Genomic DNA, 26368 nt, shown 5'->3' on the forward strand with positions numbered 1-26368 from the left:
CCATGTCCGCCGGGTCCGTCGCTCCATCGGGCCCGCTCGGGCCCGGCGACCTGCACCTGCACTCGGATCACTCCGACGGGACCGAACCACCCGCCGCCGTCATGGCCGCCGCCCATCGGTACGGCATCCGCACCGCGGCGCTCACCGATCACGACACCACGTCGGGGTGGGCGGAGGCGGCCGACGCGGCGGTGTCGCTCGGCATGTCGTTCCTGCCGGGGATGGAGCTCTCGGCCCGCCACGAGTGGCGAAGCGTGCATGTGCTCGCCTATCTCGTCGATCCGGACGACGGCGGGCTCCGTGCGCTGACCGACCGCATCCGGGAATCCCGTCTCACGCGAGCCCGGACGATGGCCGACCGCATCGGTCGCGACTATGCCCTGACGTGGGAGGACATCGAAGCCCAGACGGCCGAGGGAGCGACGGTGGGGAGGCCTCACATCGCCGACGCACTCGTGGCCCGCGGTCACGTCCGCGACCGCGGCGAGGCGTTCAGCGGCATCCTGTCGCCGCGGAGCGACTACTACGTCGACCTCTACGCGCCCGACCCTGTGACCGCCGTCGCGGCTGTCACAGGCGCCGGGGGCGTGCCCGTCGTCGCGCACCCCGCCGGGCGGGCAGGACTGCTGCCCGATCGTCTCGTGCGCGGCATGCTCGACGCGGGCCTGGCCGGATTCGAGCTCGGTCACCGCGAGAACACGGAGCCCGCCCTCGGCACGCTCCGCCGCCTCGTCGAGGAGCGAGGGCTCATCGCGACCGGCTCGAGCGACTACCACGGTCGGGGCAAGCCGAACATCCCGGGCGAGAACACCACGCCCGACGACGCGATCGCGCGGATCGTCGCCCTCGGGACGGGCAGCGCGCTCGTCACGCCGTAGCGGGACGGCGGCGGTCAGGCCCCGGCGACCGGAGCCCCGGCGCCGGATCCGCCGCGACGACGCCGCCGGCGACGTGCCGGAGCGGGCTTGCCGTCGTGGTGCTCCTTGCCGGCCCCGTCGTGCGTTCCGGCCCCGTCGACCGACCGGTCCGGCGCGTCGCCGGAGGATGCGGACGAGTCGGATGCCGCGGCATCCGCCCCCTCGGCGAACGTCGAACCGACCTTCGTCTCGTCGCTGCCGGAGCGCCGCCGCCGACGACGGCGCGTGCCGGCCTCGCCGGACTGCTCCGCAGCGGCGTCCGCGGCCCGCGCCGGCGCGGCGGACGAGCGTGCGGGAGCCGACTTCGGCGCGGTCGCGATCCGGCCCTTCGTGCCGGCGGGGATGTCGAGCTCGGTGTAGAGGTGCGGGCTCGACGAATAGGTCTCGACCGGCTCGGGCTGACCGAAGTCCAGCGCGCGGTTGATGAGCGCCCACTTGTGCAGGTCGTCCCAGTCGACGAAGGTCACCGCGATGCCGGTCTTCCCGGCGCGGCCGGTGCGGCCGGCGCGGTGCAGGTAGGTCTGCTCGTCGTCGGGGATCGTGTGGTTGATGACGTGCGTGACGTCGTCGACGTCGATGCCGCGGGCGGCGACATCGGTGGCGATGAGGACGTCGCGCTTGCCGGCCTTGAACGCGGCCATGGAGCGCTCGCGCGCCTCCTGGCTCATGTCGCCGTGCACGGCGCCGGCACTGAAGCCGCGGTCGCTCAGCTCGTCGACGAGTCGCTGTGCAGCGCGCTTGGTGCGCGTGAAGATGACCGTCTTGCCGCGACCCTCGGCCTGCAGGATGCGGGCGATGACCTCGTCCTTGTCGAGCGAGTGCGCGCGGTAGACGAGGTGCTTGATGTTCGCCTGCGTGAGGCCCTCGTCCGGGTCGCTCGCGCGGATGTGGATCGGGTTCGACATGAAGCGCCGGGCCAGGGCCACGATGGGTCCGGGCATCGTGGCCGAGTAGAGCATCGTGTGCCGCACCGGTGCGACCTTCTGGAAGATCTTCTCGATGTCGGGGAGGAAACCGAGGTCGAGCATCTTGTCGGCCTCGTCGAGGACGACCTCGGTCGCGTTCGACAGGTCGAGCAGGCGCTGGTTGTTGAGGTCGATGAGACGCCCGGGGGTGCCGACGACGATCTGCGCGCCGGCCTTCAGCTGGTCGATCTGACCCTCGTACGCCTTGCCGCCGTAGATGGCGACCACACTCGTCGCGCGGCCGGAGGTCAGCATGTCCATGTCTTCGTAGACCTGGACGGCGAGCTCGCGGGTCGGCACGACGATGAGCGCCTTCACGCCCGGCTCGGGGTTCAGACCGAGACGCTGGACGACGGGGATGCCGAAGCCGAAGGTCTTGCCGGTGCCGGTCTTGGCCTGGCCGATGATGTCCTGGCCGGGGAGGCCGAGCGGGATCGTCTGCTCCTGAATGGGGAAGGTGTCGACGATGCCCTTGGCGGCGAGGGTGTCGACGATGTCCTGGTCGACTCCGAGCTCTGCGAACGTGGTCATGCTGTTTCCGTGCCTGTCTGGCGGTGAGATGCCGCCGTGATGAGGGTCCACGCCCTTCACTCAGCCCCAGGCGCGGGGTCCCGATCCGACGCCGGGACGCATCCACCCTACCGGAGGGGTGCGCGCGGCCCCGTAGGCTGGTGCCGTGGTGAGGTGGTTCTGGCAGCGGCGGCGGCCCCCCGGGCGCACTCTGCGGTTGCGCTCGCGCGATGACGCGAGCGACGTCCGTCGTGTGGACTTCGAGCAGCTCGCGCCCGACGTCGCCACCTATCTCGGTCAGGCCGCGTATCTGCAGCTGGGGTACGTCGAGACGCTCAGCTCCGTCATCGAGGGGAGTCCCGAGCTCGCCCACAAGGAGTCGCTCTCGCGGGCGGCCGGTGCCGCGCTGTTCAAGCATCAGGCGCTGGTGGCCCTCATCCGCGACCGCGGCGAGGACCCCCTCGAGCTCATGCTCCCGTTCCGTGAGCCGCTCGACGCGTTCCGTCGGGCCACCCACGGCGCCCGTCCGCTCGAGACCATGCTGTCGGTGCATCTGACGGCGGGGCTGCTCGACGACTTCTACCTGTCACTGTCCGGCAGCTACGGCGAGACGGGTCGTCGCGCGGCGGCGATCCTCCGAGCGGATGCCGACCGGTCGCCCCTCGTGGGCATCGTCACCGATGCGATCTCCGCCGACGACGAACTCCGATCGCTCCTGAGCCTGTGGGGGCGGCGCCTCGTCGGCGACACCCTGCTCGTCGCCCGCGGCGCGCTGCGCCCGCGCACCGCAGAGCGGCCGGGTGCTCTCGACGTCGACGACGAGAAGCAGGTCGAACCGGTGTTCACCCAGCTGCTGGGCGCACACTCGCGCCGTATGACGAGCATCGGTCTCGACGCCTGACAGACCCGCCCGTGGGTGCTGTCAGGCGACGCCGAGCTCGCGGCGGGTCTGCGCATCGCGCGATGCGCGCGTGCGCGACATCAGGATGAGCGCTGCGGCCGTCAGCACGATCGGGAGAAGGATGCTGGCGAGCCAAATCCAGCCGGCGTCCGGCCCGAGGCCCGCCCAGGTCAGTGCGGTCCAGGTAGCGGTACCGACGACGGCGCCCAGGAGCGGCCCGACCGCGACGCCGCGCAGCGAGCGCTGCGGCAGGGCGAAGTGGACGGCCGTCCCCGCGATCGCCCCGAAGACCAGCGCCAGGACGATCAGCATGTCAGGCGACGAAGCCGACGCGGCGGGACTGGTCGGTGCCGACCTCGACGAAGGCGATGCCGGCGGTGGGGATGACGTAGGTGGCGCCCTTGGAATCGGTGAGGGTCACGAAGGTCGCGCCGCTGTCGAGGGCGGCGGTGATGGTCTGCTTCACGGCGTCGGCCGTCTCGTTCGAGTCGAAGCCGAGCTCGCGCGAGTTCGCGATGCCGATGCGGATCTCCACGGTGATGCCTGCCTTTCCCGGCCCGGGTCTCCGGGCGCGTCTCGAGCCTACGACACCGGCTCGGGGCGGGACGCGCGCTTCCGCTCGCTGTCGGCGAACGGGGCGGGGCGCGACGCGCGGTCGCCCGCGACGCCGGTGTCGGCCGCTCCGATTACCGTGGAGCGCATGCCCGCCCCGCCGTTCGTCCTCGACCCGGCGCAGCGGGCGGTGGTGGGGCTCGACCCGACGACGTCGGGTGTCGTGATCGGCGCACCGGGAACCGGCAAGACGGCGACCCTCGTCGCCCGCGTCATCGCCCTCATCGACGACGGGATGCATCCGGACGAGGTCCTCGTGCTGACGCCGACGCGGATCGCCGCGACGGCGCTGCGCGACCGTCTCGCCGTCGGCGTGGGGGTCGCCACGAGCGGCCCGCTCGCGCGGTCGGTCCCCGCGTTCGCCTACCAGGTGGTGCGCTCGCATGCCGTCCACAGGGGCGACGAACCGCCCCAGCTGCTCACCGGACCGGACGAGGACCGGATCATCGCGGACCTGCTGGCGGGAGACGCGGAGGACGAGGGCTCGGACCCGTCGCGGTGGCCGGAGTGGCTTCCCGCCGACATCCGCGGCACGTCCGGGCTGCGTGCGGAGATCCGCGCGTTCCTCGCGGAGATGACGACCCTGGGGATCGACCCCGAAGACCTCGCCCGGCGGGCGGCGGTGACCGATCGCCCCGTCTGGGCGTCGCTGGCGTCGTTCGCGCAGGAGTACCGATCCGTTCGTGCGCGGATGCGCGGCGCCCACCGCGATGCCGCCGGACTCGTGCGCGAGGCGGTCGGACTGCTGCGCGGCGCGCCGGCGGGCTCGCCGGCTCTGGGCCCGGTCGCGGGCCTGCGCGCGATCCTCGTCGACGATGCGCAGGAGCTGACCCTCGGCGGCGTCGAGGTGCTCGAGGCATGCCGGATGCGGGGGATCGCCGTCCTCGCCTTCGGCGACCCCGACGTCGGGTCGGGATCCTTCCGCGGCGCGCGCCCCGAGAACTTCGCCCGCCTCGCGACGCAGACGCACGTCCTGGACCGCGTCCATCGCGGGACGGCCGCTCAGCGCGACCTGGTCGCTCAGGTCACCTCGCGCATCGGCGCCGCGGGGCTCGTCGCCCACCGGCATCCGCCTGTCGGCGTCGACCCCGATGACAGCCTGCGTGCCTTCGCCCTCCGGTCGGGGGCGGAGGAGTTCGATCTCATCGCCCGCCTGCTCCGCGAGCGGCACGTCCACGACGGCGTGCCGTGGGAGCAGCTCGCCGTCATCGCGCACGACTCCCGTCAGGTGACCGCGCTCGAGGCGGAGCTGTCGGCGCGGGACGTCCCCACGGCGGCCGTCGGGCCGGCACGCGCCCTCGCGGAGACGCCGATCGTCCGGGATCTGCTCCGCGCCGTGGACCTCGCCGCCGTCGCCGGGGAGGCCCGCACCGACGACGACGTCCTCGACGTGCTCGTCGGCGGTGGGCTCGACCCCGTCGAGCTGCGGCGACTGCGCGCGGCGTTGCGGCACGCGGAGCTGCGCAGCGGTGGCGAGCGCTCCGCGCGGGAGCTGCTCGCCTCGGGGGTGCGCCACCCGGTGGAGTTCGACGTCGTCGACACCCCCGAGGCGCGCCGGGCCGCCCGTCTCGCGCGCACGCTGGCTGACGTGGCCGAGCAGATCCACTCCGGCGCGACGGCGCACGAGCTGTTGTGGACGGTGTGGGAGCAGCGCGGGCTCGAGCGTCAGCTGCGCACGCTCGCCGACGGGCACGGGCCCCTCGCCGACCAGGCGCGCCGCGACCTCGACGCGGTCGTCGCCCTGTTCGAGGCCGCGAAGCGCCACGGCGAGCGGGAGGACGGCACACCCCCGGTGGACCACCTTCGGGCCCTTCTGCACTCCGAGGTGGCCGAGGACCGCCTGCGCACGGGCACCGTCGCGAGCGGGGTGCAGATCTCGACCCCCGCCGCGGCGCTGGGGCTCGAATTCGACACGGTGGTCGTCGCCGGCGTGCAGGACGGCGTCTGGCCGAACCTGCGGCTCCGGGGCAGCCTGCTCGAGACCGGTCGGCTGGCCGAGGAGGACACCGGACTGGACACCGCTGACCGCCGCCGTGGGGTGCTGTACGACGAGCTGCGGCTGTTCGCCCGCGCGGTCTCGCGCGCGCAGTCGAAGGTGATCGTCACCGCTGTGGACGACGACGACACGGGACCGAGCGTCCTGTTCGAGCTCCTGCCGCCCGCTTCGCCCGCGCCGCGGTCGGCGGAGCACCCCCTCACCCTCCGCGGCCTCGTCGCCGCGCATCGACGGCGTCTCACCGATCCGCGGTCGTCGGCCGCGGACCAGACGGATGCCGCCGGTCAGCTCGCGCTCCTGGCGGCAGCCGGTGTGCCCGGGGCGGTTCCCGACCAGTGGTACGGCCTCGCCGACCCCACGAGCACGGCTCCGCTGCGCGATCTGGACACCGCACCCCTGCGCGTCTCGCCGTCCCGCATCCACGCGCTCGAGCAGTGCCAGCTGGACTGGGCGATCGGTGACCTGGGCGGCGACCCCGGCACGGCCGTGGCGGGCCTGGGAACCCTGCTGCACGGCGCCCTCGAGCACGTCGCCACCGCCGACGAGGACGCCCTGTGGGCCTACGTCGAGGCGGGGTGGTCGCAGGTCGAGTTCGAGGCGCCGTGGATCGACGAGGCCGAGCGTCGTCGTGCGCGTGATCTCGTCTCACGCCTGGCCGCGTACCTGCGCGATACGGAGCGAGCGGGGACGACCCTCGTCGGAGCCGAACCGCACTTCGAGGTCGAGCTCCCGGTTCCGGATGCCGCCCACCCGGCGATCCTGTCCGGCTACATCGACCGCGTCGAGCGGACGCGTGACGGGCGCGTCGTGATCGTGGATCTGAAAACGGGGCGCAGCGAGGCGACGGGGGACCGGGCGGCCGCCGAGAACCCGCAGCTCGCGGCCTACCAGCTGGCGTTCGAGCGCGGTGCGATCCCCGCGGCGGTCGGCGCAGAGCCCGGAGGTGCGAAGCTGCTCGTCCTGAAGGGGACGCGCCACGGACCGTACGCCGAGCCGCGACAGGAACCGTTCGACGACGAGACGCGGGCGGCGTTCCTCGGTCGGGTCGAGGAGGCGGTGCGGATCATGCGCGGCACCTCCTTCATCGCCCCGTTCGAGGAGCACTGCCGCGACGACCATACCCGAGGACTGTGCCGCATCCACACGATCGGACCGGTGAGCTCCGCGTGACCTCGGCACTCCTCAGCCCCGAGACCGTCGCCGCGGCCCTCGGGCAGTTCCCCCCGACCGCCGAGCAGTCGGCCGTCATCTCGGCGCCCCTGACGCCGGCTCTCGTGGTCGCGGGAGCCGGAAGCGGCAAGACCGAGACGATGGCGGGCCGCGTCGTGTGGCTCGTCGCGAACGGCCTGGCGCGACGCGACGAGGTCCTCGGCCTCACCTTCACCCGGAAGGCGGCCGGCGAGCTCGCCGACAGGATCGGGTCGCGGCTGCGCCGGCTCGCCGAGTTCGAGGAGCGCGGGATCCTCCCGCACCTCGGCCGCCTGCACGCCGACGGGCGGCTCGACGTCTTCGGGGAGCTCGAACGTGCGGGCGCTCCCGAGTCGGCTCGTCGCGCAGCGCTCGACGCACTCGCTCCGGCGACCTCGGCGTCCGACCGGTCGGACGCCCTCCTGGAGCGACCCGCCGTCTCGACGTACAACAGCTTCGCCGACGCCATCGTCCGCGAGAACGCCGTCCGGATCGGCCGCGACGCCGAGGCGGTCGTGCTGAGTGAGTCTGCGGCGTGGCTGCTCATGCGGCAGGTCGTGCTGTCCTCCGATGACCCTCGGCTGCCCGATCGCGCCGAGCGCCCGTCCACCATCATCGACGCCGCGCTGCGCATCGCCCGCGACAGCGTCGACAACCTCGTCGACCTGGAGGACGTCGACGCCTTCGCCGCCGCGTTCCAGGACGTGCGGGAGCGACCGAGTCAGCGCGCCGGGACCTCTGTCTACGCCGAGGTCCGCACGGCAGCCGAGAAGGTCTCGGGGCTGTCGGTGCTCGTCGAGCTCGCGCGGACCTACGAGGCCGAGAAGCGCCGACGCGGCCTCATCGACTTCTCCGACCAGGTCGCGGGCGCTCTGCAGATCGTGCGGTCGCACCCCGCCGTGGCCGCCGAGCTCCGCGAGCGCTTCCGGGTCGTCCTGCTCGACGAGTACCAGGACACGTCGGTCGTGCAGACCGACCTTCTCGCGACGCTCTTCGGGGGGACGGCCGTCATGGCGGTGGGCGATCCGCACCAGTCGATCTACGGGTGGCGGGGGGCGAGCGCCGGCAACCTCGGCGACTTCGCCCGCACGTTCGACCCGGATGCCGAGGGCCGCAGCTACGCCCTGCTCACCAGTTGGCGCAACGGCGTCGACGTGCTGCGCGCGGCGGGCGCCGTGCTCGCACCGCTCGACGCCCCCGTCGAGGTCGGCTCGCTCCGCCCGCGTCCGGGGGCGCCCGCGGGGCGGGTGGATGTCGTGGTGGCGGACGACGTCGACGCCGAGGCGGATGACGTCGCCGAGTGGTTCGCAGCGGTCCGGGAGGAGCGCCGCCACGCCGGTCGGGCGACGACGGGGGCGGTGCTGCTGCGCAGCAAGAAGCACATGCTCCGGTTCGCGGAGGCGCTCGGCAGGCGCGGCATCCCTCATCGCATCCTGGGGCTCGGCGGGCTCCTGTCGACACCGGAGGTCGTGGACGTCGTCTCCGCGCTCCGGGTCATCAGCGACCCCCGGGCAGGATCGGCCCTGATCCGGTTGCTCGGCGGCCCCCGGTGGTCGATCGGCCTCGCCGACCTTCGCGAGCTCGCTCAGGTCGCCGCTCGGCTGGTGCGCCACGACACCGCCCTGCAGCCGCTTCCCCCCGAACTCGCCGAGATCATCCGCGGGTCTGCGGGCGACGAGGGCGGCTCGCTCGTCGCGGCGCTCGATTTCGTCGGGCGTCAGAAGCCCGATCACGGCTGGCTGGCGGGTTTCACCCCCGCCGCCCGCGAGCGCCTGCGTGAGGCCGGCGCCGTGTTCGCGGGCCTCCGCCGGGCGGCGGGCCTGCCGATCCCGGAGCTCGTCCGTCTCATCGAGAACGAGCTCCGCCTGGACATCGAGCTCGCGGCGAACGAGTCGCGCGGTCCCGCGCGCACGGCATCCGATCAGCTCCGGGCCTTCGTCGACGAGCTGCACGGCTTCCTGCAGACCGATGAGCGCGGGTCGCTGCCGAGCCTGCTCGCCTGGCTCGACCGTGCCGAGCGGATCGATGAGTTCGCTCCTCGCACCGAACCCCCCGAGGACGACGTCGTCCAGCTTCTGACGATCCACGGGTCGAAGGGACTCGAGTGGGACGCGGTCGCCGTCGTCCGGGCCGTCGAGGACGAGCTGCCTGCGGCGCTCCGGGATGCGCAGGGGTGGCTCGGCTTCGGAGTCCTGCCGTACTCCTTCCGCGGCGACCGGGATTGGCTGCCCGAGTTCCGGTGGCGGGCCCACGAGGCACCGACGCAGCAGGATCTGAAGCGGCAGCACGGGGCGTTCAAGGACGGCATCCGCGACAGGCACCTCGCCGAGGAACGACGGTTGGCCTACGTCGCGGTGACGCGGGCGCGGGAGCACCTGCTGGTCTCGGCGGCGCCGTGGGCGGGGACGAAGAAGCCGCGGGAGGTGAGCCGGTTCGTCCGCGAGATCGGGGACGAGCTCGAGATCCCGCTGCCGGAGTCGGAGGCCACGCAGAATCCGTACGAGGGGGCGCGGGCGACCCTCGCGTGGCCCATCGACCCGCTGGGTGCGCGGGGTGCGCGGGTGCGCGAGGCGGCGACGCAGGTGCGCGAGGCGATGACGCTCCCGGCGGTGGCCCCCACGCGCGACCTGGAGCTGCTTCTCGCCGAGCGTGCGGCCCGCGCCGCGGGGCGCATGCAGCCCGCGCCGACGCGTATCCCGGCATCCCGGTTCAAGGACTTCGTGGCCGATTACACCGCTGCGGCGACGGCTGCGGCGCGACCGCTGCCGGAACGTCCCTACCGCCAGACCCGCCTGGGCACGCTCTTCCACGCCTGGGTCGAGCAGCGCTCCGGACTCGTGGGCCGCGCGCGCTCAGCGGACGACGTCCTGTGGGAAGACGACGACGACCAGGCGCCCGCGACCTCACCGGCCGATGCCGAGGCCCTCGACGCGCTCCGGCAGGCGTTCCTGGCGTCGGAGTGGGCGGATCTCCAACCCCTCGAGGTCGAGACCGAGATCGACTTCGTCGACCCGGACGCTCTGGGCGACGGCCGCCCGCACGTCGTGATCTGCAAGCTCGACGCGGTGTACCGCCGTGGCGAACGGATCGAGATCGTCGATTGGAAGACGGGGCGTCCTCCGCGGACCGACGCCGAGCGGGCGGAGCGGATGCTGCAGCTCGAGCTGTACCGACGGGCGTATCACGCGAAGCACGGCGTCCCGATGGAGCAGATCGACGTCGCCCTCTTCTACGTCGCCGACGGCATCATCCTGCGCGGCTGAGCGGGAACGGCTCAGGCCGTGCCGGTCCAGCGGCGGAGCGCATTCTTCGCCGCGTCGTCGGGGTCGCTGTCCTCCGCGGCGGGCGCCTCGTCGGTGCCCGGCCAGTCGCTGAACTCGATCGGCTCGGTCTCCTGGTCGATGCCGCTGGAGGCGGCCTGCTCGGGAGGGGTGTCGTCCTCGGTGAGACCGTCAAGGAGCCCCGGGTCGTAGGCGTCGGTGTGCATCGAGGTGTCGACGGGTTCGGCCGCCCCGGCGGGCAGCCGTCCCAGTGCCGCGATGGCGTCGTCGATGCTCACCGTGCCACTGCCGATCGGCGCTTCGTCGCGGACGCTCTCGTCCAACGATTCGAGCAGCGCCACGGCATCCGCCGTCACCGTCTCCGAGGCGGAATCGTGGCCGTGGACGAGCCACTTCGCGAACTCGAGCTCGGCGTGCAGGCGTGCCCGCTCGGCGAGCATCGTGTCGGGGGAGCGGCCCGCTGCAGCACTGTAGGCGATGACGACATCGGATGCCGCCTCGGGCGCGCTCGCGATCCAGCGCAGATCCTCGGCGGGATCGCCGACGCTCAGGCCGCCCCAGCTGAGCAGGCCCGCAACCGTCGGTACGCCGTCGACATCGGTGATCGTGAAGGCGGACGGATCGACCCCGCCGAGGGTGACGGTCGGCTCGACGTGCCACAGGGCGTCGAGGGCGACGGCACGGCTCCACCGGCGGAGGAGCCCGAACGGCAGGCGCCCGGTCGCCTCGGCGCGGTCGAGCAGGCGTTCGGTGTCGGAGCGCACCTGCGCGGCCGTCCGTGCGGGGAGCCCCGCTCTCTGCACGATCGACGAGGGAAGGTCGTGGATGGCCGCGATCGCCTCGGCGACAGCCGTGGCCACGCCGCGACCCGCAGGGATCTGGGAGGCGTCCACGCGATAGCCGGGGAGGAATGTCTGCACCCGGGCGGTGCGCGGACCCAGCCGCGTCTGGCCGAGGTGCTCGGGGGCGCGGAACGGGAGCATGGCTCGGACGCCCGCCGTGAGGGCTGCCAGCGCCGTCGTCTCGCGGACGGCGTCCGCCTCGGCTTCGTCGCCCTCGGGCACCCGCACCACCAGGCGACTGCCGTCGTCGAGGTGGACCACGGCGCTGTCGAACCGGCCACCGGCACCCTCGGTCAGCGGTGCGGCACCCGTGATGCTCGTGCGCACGCCCGTCGCCTGCGAGAGGACCGCCGTGGCAGCCGCGGCTAGAGTGAGAGGAGAGCGTGCCATGCCCTAAGGGTAGGCGCGGCCCGCCCCCGCGCACCGGCGCCACGCCCGCAAGAGAGGTCCTCGATGACGACGAAGGACGTCCCGCCGCCACTGGCTCGCGCGGTCATCGACCGTGCGGCTGAGGAGCGGCTCGACGAAGGTCTGCTCGACCGCATCCGGGCGGACGCCGACACCCGCGTGCTGCTCCTGCACGCCGATCGCGCGCCGATCGCGCCCTCGCGCACCCTGCACTGGGTGACGCCCGATCTCGTGCCCGAGGGGGCGCTGTGGGCGTTCCTCGGCCGCGACGACGCGCGTCGTGCCGTCGCCGTCGCTGCACTCCCGGCATCCGCCGACGAACCCGGGATCGAGGGAGTCGAGTGGGCGGGGCTGCGCGCCGTGGGCGGCGACCTCGACCCCGATGAGGCCGGCCGCTTCGTGCAGGGCCTCAGCATCGGGCGATGGCTCATCGACGCGCCGTTCTGCTCCGCGTGCGGCGGAGGGACGCGGATCGAACAAGCCGGGTGGTCCCGGCGCTGCCTCGCGTGCGGCCGTCAGCACTTCCCGCGGACGGATCCCGCCGTCATCGTCGCCGTCGCGAGCGCGGACGGCGAACGTCTTCTCCTCGGCCGCAACGCCGCGTGGGGCGACATCCCGACGTACTCGACCTTCGCAGGCTTCGTCGAGGCGGGCGAGTCGCTCGAAACGACCGTCGAGCGCGAGGTCGCGGAAGAGGCGGGCGTCCGGCTCGACCGCGTCGTCTACCGAGGGTCGCAGGCGTGGCCCTACCCGCGCTCGCTCATGCTGGGGTTCACGGCCCACGCAGTCGCGGACGACGAGGCGCGAGCCGACGGCGAGGAGATCCTCGACGTCCGGTGGTTCAGCCGCGACGAGATCCGCGACGCCCTCGCCGGTCGAGGGGAGATCCGCCTGCCGGGCCGCGCCTCCATCGCGCGCAGCCTCATCCTCAGGTGGGTGGGGGAGTGAGCGTCGACCCCCTCGCCGACCTCGACGAGCGGCAGCGGGAGGCCGCCTCGACGCTGCGCGGGCATGTGTGCGTGCTCGCCGGGGCGGGCACCGGCAAGACGCGTGTCATCACACACCGCATCGCGCACGGCGTCGACACCGGGGCTTACTCCCCGCAGCGGGTCATGGCGGTGACCTTCACGACGAAGGCCGCGGGAGAGCTCCGCGGCCGGCTGCGCGCTCTGGGCGTCGAAGGAGTGGCCGCACGCACCTTCCACGCCGCCGCCCTCGCACAGCTCAACTTCTTCTGGCCGCAGGTCGCCCGCGACACCGCCCCCGCGATCGTCGACAGCAAGGTGCGGCTGCTCTCGCACGCTGCGGACGGTATCGGCCTCCGACTGGACGCATCCACCCTGCGCGACGTCGCCTCGCAGATCGAGTGGCGGAAGGTCACGATGCGATCGATCGAGCAGTATGCGGTCGATCGGCCCGGTGGCATCCCGGGACTGGCACTGGACCCCCTCCTCGCGCTGCAGCGCGCCTACGAGAAGCTCAAAGACGAGCGTCGCCAGCTGGACTTCGAGGACGTCCTGCTCGCCTGCGCCGGGATGATCGAGTCGGAGCCGCGGGTCGCGGCCGCTGTGCACGAGCAGTACCGCCACTTCACCGTCGACGAGTTCCAAGACGTGTCGCCGGTGCAGAACCGCCTGCTGCAACTGTGGCTCGGCGATCGGCGCGACCTCTGCGTCGTCGGTGACGCGAGCCAGACGATCTACTCGTTCGCGGGCGCCGACCCGCGCTACCTCCTCGACTTCGCCGCGCGCGACGACGATGTGACGGTCGTGCGCCTGGAACGCAACTACCGGTCGGATGCCGCGGTCCTCGCCGTCGCGAACGAGCTGATGCGCGGGCGCCCCGGCGCCCTGCAACTTGTCACACCGGCCCCGGCGGGGCCCGTGCCCGAGGTGACGGCATACGAGGACGACGCCGCCGAAGCCGAAGGCATCGCGACCCGGATCGCGGCGCAGATCTCCGCCGGGGTCGACCCGCAGGACATCGCCGTCCTCTACCGGCTGAACGCACAGTCGGCGCCGCTGCTGGCCGCACTCTCGGCCCGCGGCATCCCGGCCACGGTCCTCGGCGGCAAGAGGTTCTGGGATCTGCCCGAGGTGCGCCAGGCGCTGCTCGCTCTGCGCGGCGCCTCCGTCGCACCGTTGTCGGGGTCGTTCCTGGCGACCGTCCGCGACGTGCTGCGCTCGCTCGGACTGACGGACGAGGCGCCGCCGGCGGGCGGCGCGCTGCGCGACGCATGGGAGGCGCGGGCCGCGGTGCTGCGGCTGGCCGAGGATGCCCCCGAGGGCACGACGCTCCGTGCGTTCACGGACGAGCTCACCGCCCGGGCGAAGGCGCAGCACGAACCGACGATGCGGACGGTGACCCTCGCCACCCTCCACGCCGCGAAAGGTCTCGAGTGGTCGCACGTCCATCTCCTGGGGCTCAGCGAGGGCCTGCTCCCGATCTCGTACGCGACGACTTTCGAGCAGGTCGATGAGGAGCGTCGCCTGACCTACGTCGGGGTCACGCGGGCCGCGCGTACGCTGTCGCTGTCGTGGGCTCGACGTTCCGGGAACCGCGAGCGTCAGCGCTCCAGATTCCTTCAGGAGATCGGCAGAGGCACACTGCGTGAGGGCGGTGCGCGCGGGTCTCGCGCTGTCCGCCCGACGCGGTGAGCACGACGGATCGTCCCGCGTCGTCGGCGCGCAGGAGGCGTGCAGTCAGCGCCGCCGCCTCGACCATGAGGAGCGGTTCGGTCGGGACGGACGGCCGCGCGAGCAGCTGAGCCGCCAGGAGCGGCCATTCCGGATCCCGGTCCCGTCGGTGGGCGTTCACGCACGCGATGCACGCCGAGGTGCCCGGACGCACGAGCGGGCCGACCACGACACGGTCCCCGGCGAGTTCGACGGGCAGGTGCGGGGTGTCCTCGGCGGTCAGGCGCGCGGCGCGGTGCGGATCGATCAGGTGGGCGGCCACGATCACGATCGGCCCCGGGCCGGGCGGCAGCGGCCACCGCTCGCAGGCGTCGATCTCGAGCCCCGCCAAAGCGAGCCCGGCGAGCAGCGTCCGCTCGTCGTCGTGACCGAGGTCGGCGGGCAGTTCGACCCGCACCGGCGGGATGGGGGCGGCCTCGGCGACCAGTGCGCTCTGAATCCGAGCAAGGAACGCGTTGGCTTCGTCGGGGGTGGCGCCGAGTTCCCGCGCCAGGGGGACGAGTCGGCCGTCCGGGATGCCGCCGACCAGGGCATCGAGCAGCCGCTCCTGCCACGGCTGGACACCCGTCAGCGGACGCTCGTCGTCGATGCCGAGCTGCACGCTGGTGGGCGTGCGCCACAGCGGCGGGTGGGAGGCGGCCAGTCGCAGCATGAGGCGATTCTGACCGGGATGCCTCCGGCCCTCCGCGTGCCTTCCACAGCTCCCGCACGACAGGGGAGCGGATGCGCCCTGTGGAGGAGGAGATCGTCAGACGGGGCGAGGACCCCCAGGGCCGTCATCGCCGTCGCCGGGTCCATCGGGCACCGCGCCGTCCGGACCACCCGCCTCCTCCTCGAGCAGCGCTTCAAGGGCGTCGTCGAAGGCGTCCCGCTCGGGCGTCTCGCCGCGCTGCCGCGCCTGCAGTCGGGCGACGAGTCCCGCGGGGTCGTCGATGTCGTCGGCGGTGGGTATGAGGTCGGGGTAGTCCCACAGGCCGTCGCGGACGGCGGGGCCGACGGCATCCGTCACCGCACGCCACATCGCCGCGGCCTCGCGCAGGCGCCGGGGGCGCAGCTCGAGTCCGACGAGGGACGCCATCGCCTGCTCGCCGGGTCCGCCCACGGCGCGGCGGCGGCGGACCGCTTCGGCGATGCGATCCGCGGAGGGGACCCGGGTGGTCGCGTCCGCGGTGACGACGTCGACCCAGCCTTCGATGGTCGCGAGGAGGTTCTCGAGCCGAGTGAGGGCGGCGATCTGGGCCTCGGACCGCTGCGGCAGCAGCGCGCCGCTCTCGATCGCGGCCTTCAGCTCCTCGGGGGAGGAGGGGTCGAAGCGCGAGGCGAGCTCCTCGAGGGCGTCCGTGTCGACATGCACTCCGCGGGCGAAGTCGGTGACCTGCGAGATGACGTGCAGACGCAGCCACTTCGCATGGCGGAAGAGCCGTGCGTGGGCGAGCTCTCGGGTGGCCAGGACGAGCGCGAGCTGGTCCTCCTCGATCTCGAGGTCGCGACCGAAGTCGGCGAAGTTCTGGGGGAGGATCGCGGCGTCGCCGGTGGGCATCAGCGGGATGCCGACGTCGCCGCCGCTGACCACCTCGAGGGAGAGCTTTCCGATGACGGCGCCGAGCTGGCCGGCGAACAGCGCACCGCCCACCCGGCGCATCAGGCGGCCGGCACCCTCGATCGCGGGCCGCATCTCCTCCGGCGTCTGCGATTCGAGAGCTGCCGTCAGGGCGTCGCTGATCGAGGTCGCGACCGGTTCGGCGAGCTCCTGCCACACGGGGAGCGTCGCCTCGACCCACTGCCCCAGCGTTATCGGGCGCGGTGTCTGCGCGAGCTCGCCGATGGAGGTCGCCTCACTGAGCCAGAGCGAGGCCAGCGCGAAGGCCTGGTCGAATTCGGTGCGGGCCCCCGCGGTGATCCCGAGCCCGTCGCGGTTGGCGATGTGCAGCGCCTGCGTCCTCGCCGCCGACCAGTCCACCCCGTCGTCCCCGCCGTCGCTGGCCATGGCGGCCTGCAACTGCTGCATGATCGTCTGCATCATCGCCGGGTCGATGCCCATGGCCGACAGCTGACGCAGCTGGTCGGGATCGATCCCGCCCTGCCCGCCGAGCATCCGCCGGAGCATCTCGGCCAGGTCGTCGTCACCCGGCAGATCGTCGCCGGTCTTGTCCGCGTCATCGGTCATGTCAGGCGCCTTTCAGCAGGGGGGAGACGTCTCGCTCTACGCTAATGGCAGGTTTTCTCCGCCCGGTCCGAGCGGGAGACATCCCGTGTACGCCGGCCGCGAACGAGCGCCGGAGGAAGGACCCGCGTGTCGCTTTTCGAGGACGCCGATACCCCGGTCGCACCGCGATCATCCACCCGGTCCCGCCGATTCTCGGGCGGTGTCTGGGCGCTCGTCATCGCCCTGGTGGCGCTCCTCGTGCTGAGCTTCCTGCCCACCGGGTTCGTCATCCAGCGACAGGGACCCGTCGTCAACACGCTCGGTTCAGCCGAGAACTCCGAGGGCGAGGATGTCCCCCTCATCTCGGTCCGTGGCGCCGAGACCTACCCGACCGCGGGCGCACTCGACCTCACAACCGTGCAGATCGCGGGCACCCGCGAACGCACGCCGTCCTGGTTCGAGCTCGCGATGGCGTGGTTCGATCCGTCGGAAGCCGTGCTGCCGATCGATCAGGTGTTCCCGGCGGGCACGACGACCGAGCAGCGCAACGAGGAGAACGCGGCGTTGATGGTCGACTCCCAGAAGGAGGCGACGGCCGCGGCGTTGAAGCAGCTCGGGTACACGGTGCGCGCCCACGTCGGTGTCGGTGCCCTCACGGAGGATTCCCCGGCCACCGGCATCCTCGAGGTCGGCGACGAGATCGTCTCTGCAGACGGAACCCCGATCGACGACACGGCGCAGCTGCGCTCCGTCATCAACGACGGACAGGGGGACCCCGTCGAGCTCGTGATTCGTCGCGCCGACGCGGAGCGCACGGTCAGCGTCACCCCCGTGCAGACCGAGTCGACGGAGGGTCCGGTGTGGATCATCGGCATCACCACGGCCCGCGACTTCGACTTCCCGATCGACGTCACCATCCAGCTCGACCGCATCGGCGGTCCCAGTGCCGGCCAGATGTTTGCGCTCGGCATCATCGACACCCTCACCCCCGGGGAGCTCAACGGCGGCGAGCAGGTCGCAGGCACCGGCACGATCGACTCTGCGGGGACGATCGGCCCGATCGGCGGCATTCGCCAGAAGCTGTACGGCGCGCTGGATGCCGGTGCGGGCTACTTCCTCGCGCCGCAGAAGAACTGCGACGAGGTCGTGGGGCACATCCCGGGCGACCTGCGGGTCATCCCGGTGTCGACCCTAGACGACTCGCTCGCCGCCCTCGACGCGATCCGCACGGGCGAGGGCGTCGATGCGCTGCCCGTCTGCACCGCCGGCTGACCACGGACGGGCGAGGGCGGCATCCCCCTGCGATTCCGCCCAGAGCGCAGTCGCCGCCGCCGCGCCCGCGATGAGCCCCGCCTAGGATGAGGGGGTGACCTCGACACCTGCCGGACCGGCCACGTCCACCCCTCCGAATCCCGTTCGTCGCACGATCGCCATCACCGTCGGCGTGCTCGTGGTTCTGGTGATCGCGTTCTTCGCGTTCGCCGGGCTCTACACCGACTGGCAGTGGTATCGGCAACTCGGCTTCGACGGGGTCCTGGTGACCCAGTGGACCGCGCGGGTGGTGATGTTCCTCGTCGGCTTCGTCGCGATGGCGGCCCCGGTGTTCGCGGCGATCCAGCTCGCGTACCGCCTCCGTCCGGTGTACGCGCGGCTGAGCTCGCAGCTCGACCACTACCAGGAGGTCGTCGAGCCCCTCCGCCGTCTGGCGATGTGGGGGATCCCGGTCTTCTTCGGGTTCTTCGCCGGTTTCGCCGCGTCCGCGCAGTGGGAGACCGTGTGGCTCTGGGCCAACGGTGTCACGACGGGCCAGACCGACCCCCAGTTCGGCCTCGACACCGGCTTCTACCTATTCCAGATGCCGTTCTACAGCGTCGTCCTCGGATTCGCGTCGGCGGTCCTGCTCATCTGCCTGCTCGTCACCGCGGTCGTGTCGTACCTGTACGGGTCGGTGCGCGTGGGTCAGCGCGAACTGCGCATCTCCAAGGCCGCCCGCATCCAGCTCGCAATCGTCGCCGCGCTCTATGTCGCGGTGCAGGCGGCGAGCCTGTGGCTCGACCAGTACAAGACGCTCACCACGCAGGGCGACCGCTTCACGGGCGCGAGCTACGTCGACGTCAACGCGGTCATCCCGGGGCTCGGAATCCTCTCCGTCGCCGCAGCGATCGTCGCGGCGCTGTTCATCGTCACGGCGATCATCGGTCGCTGGCGGTTCCCGCTCATCGGCACGGCGCTGCTCATCGTCTCGTCGCTCGTCGTCGGTGTGGCCTACCCGTGGGCGGTCAGTCAGTTCCAGGTGGCGCCGAACCTCGAGACCTACGAGGCGCCTTACGTGACGCGCAACCTCAAGGCGACGAAGTTCGCCTACGGCATCGAGGGGCTCGAGAAGACCCCCTATGAAGCGGTCACGACCGCCGAGCAGGGCCAGCTCCGTGCCGACGCCGACACCACGGCGTCGATCCGCATCATGGACCCCGCCATCATCGGCCCCACGGTCCGCCAGCTCGAGCAGTACCGCTCGTACTACCAGTTCCAGAATCCGCTCGACGTCGACCGGTACGAGATCGACGGCAAGACGCAGGATGCCGTCGTCTCGGTGCGCGAGCTGAATCTCGACCAGCTCGGCAATGCGCAGTCCTGGTACAACAACACCCTTGTCTACACCCACGGCTATGGCGTCGTCGCCGCCAAGGGCAACGAGCGCACGGACGACGGCAACCCCGTCTTCCTCGAGCGCGGCATCCCGACCTCGGGTGACCTCACCCAGAACGAGAAGTACGAGCCGCGGATCTACTTCGGTGAGTCCTCGCCGCCGTACTCCATCGTCGGCGCCCCCGAGGGCAGCAACCCGGTCGAGCTGGACTACCCCCGCGGAGAGGACGGCGCCGACCAGACCCGTACGACCTTCCAGGGCGACGGCGGGCCCGACGTCGGCAACCCCTTCAACCGACTGCTGTACGCGCTCAAGTTCCAGTCGACCGACATCCTCTTCTCGGACGGCATCAACGAGGAGTCGCAGATCCTCTACGACCGCAACCCGCGGGACCGCGTCCAGAAGGTCGCTCCCTACCTCGAGCTCGACAGTGACCCGTATCCGAGCGTCGTCGACGGCCGTGTGGTCTGGATCATCGACGGGTACACGCTCAGCAACAACTACCCGTACTCCTCGATCGTGAGCCTGCGCGACGCGATCTCGGACACGACCAACACCCAGCCGCGCGTCGCCCTCGACGACGTCAACTACATCCGCAACTCGGTCAAGGCGACCGTCGATGCGTACGACGGCTCGGTGACGCTCTACGCGTGGGACGACCAGGACCCGCTGCTGCAGGCGTGGCAGAAGATCTACCCGTCGACGCTGAAGCCCGTGAGCGAGATGTCGGGCGATCTCATGAGCCACGTGCGGTACCCGACGGACCTGTTCAAGGTGCAGCGCGCCATGCTCGGCACCTACCACGTCGACGACGCGCAGTCCTTCATCCGCCGCGACAACGCCTGGCGCACCCCGCAGGACCCGGTGACGCCCGCCAACCTGCAGCCGCCGTACTACCTGACGATGCAGATGCCGGGGCAGGACCAGCCCTCCTTCTCGATGTTCACCTCGTTCATCCCGGCCTCCGTCGGCGACGACGAGCGCAACGTGCTGCTCGGCTACCTCGCGGTCGACTCGAACGCGGGATCCGAGGCCGGCAAGAAGGGCGAGGACTACGGCACGCTCCGGATGCTCGAGATCGGCGCCGACGTGTCCGTCCCGGGTCCCGGGCAGGTGCAGAACGAGTTCCGCTCCAACGCGGATGTGGCGCGGGAAGTCAACCTGCTGCAGCAGGGCCAGTCGGACGTCCTGAACGGCAACCTGCTGACGCTGCCCGTCGGCGGCGGTCTGCTCTACGTGCAGCCCGTGTTCGTCCAGGCATCCAGCGGTACGCAGCTGCCGCAGCTGAGGAAGATCCTGGTCTCCTTCGGCAAGCAGGTCGCCTTCGAGGACACCCTCCAGCAGGCGTTGGACAAGCTGTTCGGCGGCGACTCCGGTGCCACCGCGGGCGACGACGGGACGACCCCGTCGCCGTCAACGACACCCGGCGCGACCCCGTCGCCGGAGCCCACGGACGGAACCGACACACCGCCGGCCGGCGTGGGTGACGAGACCGCCCGACTCCTGCAGGAGGCGCGCGAGGTCATGCTGGCCCGCGACGACGCGATGCAGAAGGGCGACTGGGCCGCCTACGGCGAGCAGGACGAGCGACTCACCAACATCATCGACCGGCTCATCCAGCTCGACGGCGAGTGATCCCGCAGATCCGGTGGTGGCCGCTCAGCGACTGAGCAGCCACCACCAGATCAGCAGCAGCGTCACGAGGAACCCCGCGATCTGATTCAGCCACAGGAAGCGGTCCCAGCCCCGGGTGGCTGCGGCCGCATCCGCGTCACGGATCGACCGGTACGGCCACACCGTGACGAGGTAGGGGAGTGCGACGACGGCGGCGAGCGGGCCCGGCCGCGCGGTCGCGAGCATGAGGGCACCCGCGGCACCGTATGCGACGAGCGAGAACCGGACGGTCCAGGCGGCACCGCGCGCCGTCGCGATCGAGGAGATCCCCGCCTCTCGGTCGGCAACGACATCCTGAACCGCGCCGAACGCGTGCGACGCCACACCCCACAGGGCGAAGGCGACGATGATGACCGCGAGCTGCGGCGTCCAGGTCGCTCCCGTGAGGACGAGCGCATACACAGCGGGTGAGAAGAAGTGGATGCTGCTGGTGACGGAGTCCGCGAACGGACGCTCTTTGAGCCGCAGCGGCGGCGCACTGTAGAAGACGACCGCGAGCAGGCTCAGGGCGAGGACGAGCCAGGATGCCGGGGGACCTGCGACGATCAGGAACACGACGAACGGGGCGCACAGGAGGCCCGACGCCCAGAGGACGGCGGGGTGCAGTCGTTTGTCGAGGATGGCACCGTGCGCCCCGCCCTTGCGGGGGTTGCGCAGGTCGGATTCGTAGTCGAAGACGTCGTTGATCCCGTACATCGCGACGTTGTACGGGATGAGGAAGAAGAGCGTGCCGATCACGAGCACGAGGTCGATCACGTGAGCGCTGAGCAGGTACGCGGCCGCGAACGGGTACGCCGTGTTGATCCAGCTCACCGGGCGGGACGAGACGAACAGCTGACGGGCGAACCGGAGGGGGCTCATGCGGCATCCTTCCGCGCGGGTAGGAGCGCACCGATCGCCGGCAGCAGGAACGCGGCACAGATCGGGTAGGAGAAGTCCTCGATCGGCGCGAGGCCGATCCGGATGCCGCTGATGTGCTCCTCCGGGTAGGTGAAGAGATCGGCTGCGATCATCAGATTGTCGAACACCGCGGTGAACGCGATGAGGACGAGCGCCGTCCACAGCGAGGCGATGAGCCGCTCCCGGGCTCCCGGGCGCCGAAGCGACAGCAAGGTGACGATCACGGTGACGACGGCGAAGGGCACGACCAAAAGGGGGTAGGTCACGTCGCCTCCCTGCGGGCACGGCGCCGCGCGGCGATCCGCCTGGCGATGGCGTGGACGACGAGGGTCAGGTGGCAGAGGAACGCGAGGAAGACCGGCTCCTCCAGCGGCAGGTGCGGGGCGAGGTCCACTCCGAGCAGGAGCGGACTGTCCCCACGGACGAAGACACCGCTCGCGATGCCCACGATGTCCCACACCAGAAGGAACAGGGTCCCGCTCGCGATGAGGAGCAGCGTCCTGCCGGGGGCCACCCCGAGGGCGAACCGGTGCCGCAGGTCGACGGCCGTCACCCCGAGCGCCGACACGATCAGGGCGACGAGGTACAGTCCCGCCACCGCGCTCAGCCCTCTTCGCGAACCGGCGCGGCGAGCTGTCCCGTGGAAATGTCGCCGTCGAGGAGCTTCACCACGAGCTCCGCCGAGATGAGGCACATCGGCAGGCCGACTCCGGGGAGGACGGTCTGGCCGGCGTACAGCAGGCCGTCGACCTTCGACCGCAGGCCCGGACGGAACATGGCGGACTGGCGGAGCGTGTGCGCGAGCCCGAGAGCGCCGCCGCGGAACGAGCCGAAGTCCGCGGCGAAGTCGCCGGGGGTGATCGTCCGACGGACGCGGATCCGATCGGCGAGGTCGGCGACTCCCGTCCACTCGGCGATCTGCGCGATCACGGCGTCGGCGGCCGCTTCGATGCGGGCGTCTCCGGCGCCGTCCACCCCGCCGCGGCCCAACTCGGGTGCCGGAGGCATCGGCACGAGGACGAAGAGGTTCTCGTGCCCCGCGGGTGCCACGTCGTCGTCGGTGGCGCTCGGTTTGCAGACGTACAGCGACGCCGGGTCCGGGACGTCGGCCGACGCGCCCTCGCCGAAGATCGCGTCGAAGTTCGCCTTCCAGTCCTTCGTGAACAGCAGCGTGTGATGCTCGAGTTCGGGGATCTCCCCCTCGACACCCAGCAGGATGAGCAGCGCCCCAAACGACGGGGTGCGCCCTTCCCACCACGCCTCGCTGCGCGACCGCGACTCCGGCTCGAGGAGCACCGTCTCGGTGTGGTGCATGTCCGCGGTGGAGATGACGTGGTCGGCGCGGATGACCGAGCCGTCAGAGAGGCGGATGCCGCTGGCCCGGCCTCCCTCCGTGAGGATCCGCTCGACGCGGCTGCCAGTGCGGATCTCGGCTCCGCGATCCTCGGCGAGGCGCGCGATCGCCCGGATGACCTGGACCAGCCCGCCACGGGGGTAGAGGACGCCGTCGTCGAGGTCGAGGTGGCTCATGAGGTGGTACAGGCTCGGCGCGTCGTACGGCGACCCGCCGAGGAACACGGCGGGGTAGCCGAGCACTTGCTGCAGGACCGGATCGGCGAACCGCTTCTCGACGTGCGTCGAGAGGGGACGCAACAGCAACGGCACGAGGGTGCCGAGTTTGCGGATCACGTCGGGGTGGACGAGACCCTTGAGGGACACGTACGGGTCGTACAGGAATCGAGAGACGGCGAGGTCGTAGATCTCCCCTGCCGAGTCGAGATAGGTCGCGAGCTCGGCGCCCGCGCCGGGTTCGCGGGCCTCGAAGGCGGCGACGGCGGCATCCCGTCCCGAGACCACGTCGAAGGGCTCGGACTCGCCCTCGTGATACACGCGGTACGCGGGTTCGAGACGCACGAGGTCGAGCTGCTCGTGTGCGCTCGTGCCGAGGAGCGCGAAGAAGTGCTCGAAGACCTCGGGCATGAGGTACCAGCTCGGACCCGTGTCGAACCGGAAGCCGTCCTTCTCCCAGCTGCCGGCGCGTCCGCCGACGTCGTCCAGGGCCTCGAAGACGGTCACCTCGTCGCCGCGGTCGGCCAGGAGTGCGGCGGTGGCGAGGCCCGTGATGCCGCCGCCGATGATCGCGATGCGCCGGCTCATTCGGAAGGTCTCCGGTTCTGTCGTGTCGTGCGGCGTAATGGTGTGCGGCGGTGCGCGACGGCGGCCCGAGCCGCGATGGCCGCCTTGACCGGGGTGGGGACGCGGACGCGGACGCTCAGGTCCTCCGCCTTGCGCAGCCGTTCGGTCAGCTCGGCGAACAGGCCGTGCGCGGTGGCGACGGCGACCCGGCAGTCGGGCGGGAGGAGCGGAATGGTCGCGGCCGCGGCATCCAGGTCACCGTCGATACGGGCGAGGACTTCGCGTCGTCGTGCCGCACCGTCGCCCACCCCGAGGTAATCGCGACCGAGTCGCCCGGCATCGTCGGCGTGGTCGCGGAGGAAGTTGATGTCCTGGAAGGCCGCGCCCAGGCGACGCGCGCCGGTCACGAGCACGGGGTCGGGGTCGCGCGGAGCCGACGCGCCCGCGTTGACGAACACCTGCAGGCACATCAGCCCGACGACCTCGGCGGACCCGTAGACGTAGTCGTCGTGCGAGACGTCGTCGTGTTCGGCGCGCTCGAGATCGGTGCGCATCGAGCCGAAGAACGGTTCGATGTGCCGCCTTGCGATGCCGCACTCGCGAGCGGTCCGCGCGAAGGCATGGACGACGAGATTGGCGCTGAATCCGCGATCGATCGCCGCGTAGGTCTCGGCTTCGAGGGCATCGAGGACCTCGCGCTGCTGGTCCAGCGGCACCCCGGCGGCCGTGGCCGCACCGTCGACGATCTCGTCGGCCACGCGGACGAGCGCGTAGACGTTCCGCACGTGTGCCCGCACCCGGGATCCCAGCAGGCTCGTCGCGAGTCCGAACGATGTCGAATAGGCACGGATGACGGATGCGGCGGCCGCGGCGGCCGTCTCGTCGTAGAGCGTGTCGGTCATCGCGGGATGCGATCCTCCACGGCGGAGGCGAGCGCAGCGAGGAGCACGACGGCATCGCGCGGCAGCGCCGCGTCGGCCGCGAGCGTCCGAGCGGAGCGGAGCGTCTGCGCGATCATGTCGACGGTCCGCTCGCGCGCGCCGCTCGCGGCGAGTTCACGCTGCGCGCGCTCGATGGCGATCGGGCCGGTGGGTGCCATGGCGAGGGCCGATGCGACCCGGGGCCACGCCTCGGTCTCGGCTGCCATCGCGATCAGCGGGGTCCGCTTCGACGCGCGCAGGTCGGCTCCCGGTTCGCGGCCGGCTTCGGCCCGTGAGCCGAACGTTCCGATGAGATCGTCGGCGAGCTGGAAGGCGACGCCGATCGCCGAGCCCGCCGCTTCCAGGGCAGCGCGCTGCTCGTCGTCGGCACCAGCCAGGAGCGCACCCGCGGCCAGCGGAGCCTGGAACGAGTAGAACGCCGTCTTGTCGCGCGCCGTCCGCAGCAGCGAATCCGTCGGCGGCAGATCCGCGCCGATGGACTGCTCCACGTCGGCCAGTTCCCCCGCTGCGGACACGAGGACCGCGTCGTCGAGCAGGACGAACAACGCCGCGCGCTGGGGGGCTGTCACCGGTGCCGTCGCGATCAGCCGCGTCGCCTCGAACAACAGGAGGTCACCGGCGAGGACGGCTGCCGCCGAGCCGAGCAGGCGCGACTCGTCGTCGTTTCCGCCGCGTGCGCGGGCGCGTTCCTGGAAGCGCCCGACGACGTTCGGGATGCCCCGGCGCTCGACGTCGCCATCGATGAGGTCGTCGTGGACGACGAAGGCCGCGTGCAGCAGTTCGAACGCCGCGGCGACCCGCCAGAGGCCGGGGGAGCGGCCGGCGTCGCCGCCGAACGCCTCGAATGCGGCGACGACGAGCGCGGGTCTCAGCCGCTTCCCGCCTGTCGCGGAGGCGGCCGTGGCGTCACCGAGTGCCGCCGACGCTTCGCCGAGCGCCGCGGATCGCACGCGCAGGCGTTCGAGCGCGACTTCCAGAGCGTCATCGATCTCGCGCCATGCGGATTCCGGGAGGCCGATCACGAGGCCCTCCGTTGCTCGTGGGGCGAGAACAGCTCGAGCTGCTGCGCCTGCAGGACGAGCCAGGGGCTGAACGCCCACGGAGTCGTCGTGATGGAGGCATCCAGGGCGGCAGGGTCCACCCAGCGGGCCTCGGCGACCTCATCGGGGTTCAGCTGCGGCTCGTCGTCGGTGTACGCGATGTACACCGGGCAGATCTCGTGTTCGACGATCCCGGAGGCGTCGGTGGCGCGGTAGCGGAAGAGGGGGAGGGCGAGGGAGACGTCGTGCAGGGTGAGTCCGACCTCGAAGGCGGCGCGCCGGTGGACGGCGTCGAGCACAGGCTCGGCAGGAGCGGGATGACCGCAGAACGAGTTCGTCCATACCCCCGGCCAGGCGGCCTTTCCGAGCGCGCGCCGCGTGACGAGCAACTGCCCGCGACGGTTGTAGACGTGGCAGGAGAATGCCAGGTGGAGTGCGGTGTCCGTGCCGTGGACGCTAGCCTTCGGAGCCGTGCCGATCTCGTGTCCGTCATCATCCAGGAGCACGACGTATTCGATGTCTGACACGATTCCTCCCTTATTTGCTAGATTATCTAGCAATCAAT

At 71.7% G+C, this 26368-nt stretch carries 20 protein-coding genes; 8 read left to right on the plus strand and 12 right to left on the minus strand.

Translation table 11 applies throughout. The features are described 5' to 3' along the window. The first annotated feature begins 2 nt into the window (after positions 1-2). Positions 3-878, plus strand: a complete 876-nt coding sequence (locus tag ACIGEP_RS03750) for a PHP domain-containing protein (protein WP_396660281.1) — start codon at positions 3-5, stop codon at positions 876-878. A gap of 14 nt (positions 879-892) precedes the next feature. Here ACIGEP_RS03750 and ACIGEP_RS03755 read toward each other — a convergent pair whose 3' ends face one another. Further along, complete coding sequence (locus ACIGEP_RS03755) at positions 893-2413, minus strand: DEAD/DEAH box helicase (protein ID WP_396660282.1); 1521 nt, start codon at positions 2411-2413, stop codon at positions 893-895. 145 nt (positions 2414-2558) lie between these two features. On the opposite strand from ACIGEP_RS03755, the gene ACIGEP_RS03760 reads away from it, so the two are divergent. Beyond that, positions 2559-3293, plus strand: a complete 735-nt coding sequence (locus tag ACIGEP_RS03760; RefSeq protein WP_396660283.1) for a ferritin-like fold-containing protein — start codon at positions 2559-2561, stop codon at positions 3291-3293. Positions 3294-3314: 21 nt separating this feature from the next. Here the strand turns inward: ACIGEP_RS03760 and ACIGEP_RS03765 are convergent, their stop codons facing one another. Both ACIGEP_RS03765 and ACIGEP_RS03770 read right to left on the minus strand, forming a co-directional pair. Next, complete coding sequence (locus ACIGEP_RS03765; protein ID WP_396660284.1) at positions 3315-3605, minus strand: hypothetical protein; 291 nt, start codon at positions 3603-3605, stop codon at positions 3315-3317. 1 nt (position 3606) lies between these two features. After that, positions 3607-3828, minus strand: a complete 222-nt coding sequence (locus ACIGEP_RS03770; RefSeq protein ID WP_396660286.1) for a DUF3107 domain-containing protein — start codon at positions 3826-3828, stop codon at positions 3607-3609. 165 nt (positions 3829-3993) lie between these two features. Here ACIGEP_RS03770 and ACIGEP_RS03775 point away from each other — a divergent pair, with 165 nt between their 5' ends. Further along, on the plus strand, positions 3994-7071 hold the full coding sequence (locus tag ACIGEP_RS03775) for an ATP-dependent helicase (protein ID WP_396660287.1): 3078 nt from the start codon (positions 3994-3996) through the stop codon (positions 7069-7071). Next, a complete protein-coding gene (locus ACIGEP_RS03780; protein WP_396660288.1) occupies positions 7068-10352 on the plus strand; it encodes an ATP-dependent DNA helicase in 3285 nt (1094 codons plus the stop codon). Before ACIGEP_RS03775 ends, ACIGEP_RS03780 begins: the two co-directional genes overlap by 4 nt. Positions 10353-10363: 11 nt before the next feature. Here ACIGEP_RS03780 and ACIGEP_RS03785 read toward each other — a convergent pair whose 3' ends face one another. Next, positions 10364-11602, minus strand: a complete 1239-nt coding sequence (locus ACIGEP_RS03785) for a phosphotransferase (protein ID WP_396660289.1) — start codon at positions 11600-11602, stop codon at positions 10364-10366. A 63-nt stretch (positions 11603-11665) separates the two neighbouring features. On the opposite strand from ACIGEP_RS03785, the gene nudC reads away from it, so the two are divergent. Both nudC and ACIGEP_RS03795 read left to right on the plus strand, forming a co-directional pair. Then, positions 11666-12568 carry an NAD(+) diphosphatase gene (nudC, locus tag ACIGEP_RS03790; RefSeq protein WP_396660290.1) on the plus strand — a complete coding sequence of 301 codons (903 nt, stop codon included), beginning with the start codon at positions 11666-11668 and terminating at the stop codon, positions 12566-12568. Next, the gene (locus ACIGEP_RS03795) at positions 12565-14277 is read left to right on the plus strand and encodes an ATP-dependent helicase (RefSeq protein ID WP_396660291.1); all 1713 of its coding nucleotides are present in this window, start codon (positions 12565-12567) and stop codon (positions 14275-14277) included. Before nudC ends, ACIGEP_RS03795 begins: the two co-directional genes overlap by 4 nt. A gap of 787 nt (positions 14278-15064) precedes the next feature. On the opposite strand, the gene ACIGEP_RS03800 is transcribed toward ACIGEP_RS03795, so the two are convergent. After that, entirely contained in the window at positions 15065-16483 is a 1419-nt protein-coding gene (locus ACIGEP_RS03800) for a zinc-dependent metalloprotease (protein WP_396660292.1), read from the minus strand. A 126-nt stretch (positions 16484-16609) separates the two neighbouring features. On the opposite strand from ACIGEP_RS03800, the gene ACIGEP_RS03805 reads away from it, so the two are divergent. Next, entirely contained in the window at positions 16610-17734 is a 1125-nt protein-coding gene (locus ACIGEP_RS03805) for a PDZ domain-containing protein (protein WP_396660293.1), read from the plus strand. Positions 17735-17828: 94 nt separating this feature from the next. Next, positions 17829-20747 (plus strand): UPF0182 family protein, encoded by a 2919-nt coding sequence (locus ACIGEP_RS03810; protein ID WP_396660294.1) that lies wholly within the window; start codon positions 17829-17831, stop codon positions 20745-20747. Between the two features lie 24 nt (positions 20748-20771). On the opposite strand, the gene ACIGEP_RS03815 is transcribed toward ACIGEP_RS03810, so the two are convergent. The 7 genes from ACIGEP_RS03815 to idi are packed head-to-tail and all read right to left on the minus strand — an operon-like array spanning position 20772 to position 26330. Then, complete coding sequence (locus ACIGEP_RS03815) at positions 20772-21647, minus strand: prenyltransferase (protein ID WP_396660295.1); 876 nt, start codon at positions 21645-21647, stop codon at positions 20772-20774. Next, positions 21644-21952: a lycopene cyclase domain-containing protein gene (locus ACIGEP_RS03820; RefSeq protein ID WP_396660296.1), complete on the minus strand. Its 309-nt coding sequence runs from the start codon at positions 21950-21952 to the stop codon at positions 21644-21646. The genes ACIGEP_RS03815 and ACIGEP_RS03820 overlap by 4 nt, the downstream gene beginning before the upstream one ends. Beyond that, the gene (locus ACIGEP_RS03825) at positions 21949-22284 is read right to left on the minus strand and encodes a lycopene cyclase domain-containing protein (protein ID WP_396660297.1); all 336 of its coding nucleotides are present in this window, start codon (positions 22282-22284) and stop codon (positions 21949-21951) included. The genes ACIGEP_RS03820 and ACIGEP_RS03825 overlap by 4 nt, the downstream gene beginning before the upstream one ends. Before the next feature lie 5 nt (positions 22285-22289). Continuing rightward, on the minus strand, positions 22290-23843 hold the full coding sequence (gene crtI / locus ACIGEP_RS03830; RefSeq protein ID WP_396660298.1) for a phytoene desaturase family protein: 1554 nt from the start codon (positions 23841-23843) through the stop codon (positions 22290-22292). Then, entirely contained in the window at positions 23840-24724 is an 885-nt protein-coding gene (locus ACIGEP_RS03835) for a phytoene/squalene synthase family protein (protein ID WP_396660299.1), read from the minus strand. Before ACIGEP_RS03835 ends, crtI begins: the two co-directional genes overlap by 4 nt. Continuing rightward, positions 24721-25785: a polyprenyl synthetase family protein gene (locus ACIGEP_RS03840; RefSeq protein ID WP_396660300.1), complete on the minus strand. Its 1065-nt coding sequence runs from the start codon at positions 25783-25785 to the stop codon at positions 24721-24723. Before ACIGEP_RS03840 ends, ACIGEP_RS03835 begins: the two co-directional genes overlap by 4 nt. Beyond that, the gene (gene idi / locus ACIGEP_RS03845; RefSeq protein ID WP_396660301.1) at positions 25782-26330 is read right to left on the minus strand and encodes an isopentenyl-diphosphate Delta-isomerase; all 549 of its coding nucleotides are present in this window, start codon (positions 26328-26330) and stop codon (positions 25782-25784) included. Before idi ends, ACIGEP_RS03840 begins: the two co-directional genes overlap by 4 nt. Between the last annotated feature and the right edge of the window lie 38 nt (positions 26331-26368).

Source organism: Microbacterium sp. NPDC077663, from assembly GCF_044542795.1.
Taxonomy (GTDB): Bacteria; Actinomycetota; Actinomycetes; order Actinomycetales; family Microbacteriaceae; genus Microbacterium.